The organism is Cellulomonas sp. P2_B4 (genome assembly GCF_056404795.1).
Map to the genome: position 1 here is coordinate 1 of NZ_JBFUDI010000070.1, position 604 is coordinate 604.

Genomic DNA, 604 nt, shown 5'->3' on the forward strand with positions numbered 1-604 from the left:
CCCTGATGGAGCACCACGCCGGTTGCCTGGCTACCCGGGTCGGCGGTGAACACGACCTGAGCATCGACCACCCGCCAGAAAAAGTTGAGCGGTGCCTCGGCGAAGATCGGGAAAGCCGGCTGGCCGGTGAGCTGCGCTTTCAGCCCCGACCCATCGCGCGTGACGGTCATGTCGAGCTGGGCGGTGAAGCGATAACGTCCGACGACCCGATCGAGCTCGGCGGCTGGCAACTCGATCGCGGTGCGTGTGGCGACCGGCTTTGGCGCCGGCGGCACTGGAGCGGCTGGCGCGACGGGAGCGCCTAGCAACAGATGAAGGGCAATGTCGTCGATCGATTCCTCGATCGCCGCATTGGTGAGGACCACGGCGCCACGCCGCTTGGCCGGATCATAGGCCATCACGGTGCGGAACCCGCCCGTGCCGCCGCCATGGAAGACGATGTCACCCGACGCCGTCGTCAGGACCATCCAGCCGAGCCCGGTGGCGACGCGGGGCGAGACCCCTGGCCAGCGTTTCGCCAGCATCGCCTTCATCGCGGGCGCGAGAGGAGAAGGCTTCGTGCCGATACTGGCGTCGAGAAAGAGGAGCAGGTCGTTGACGGTCG

1 protein-coding gene is annotated in these 604 nt (G+C 67.5%); it reads right to left on the reverse strand.

Annotated elements, in window-relative coordinates; translation table 11 throughout:
* Positions 1–604, reverse strand: a 604-nt coding sequence (locus AC1DZC_RS20130) for a serine hydrolase (RefSeq protein WP_477044512.1), incomplete at both ends; no start/stop codon positions are given.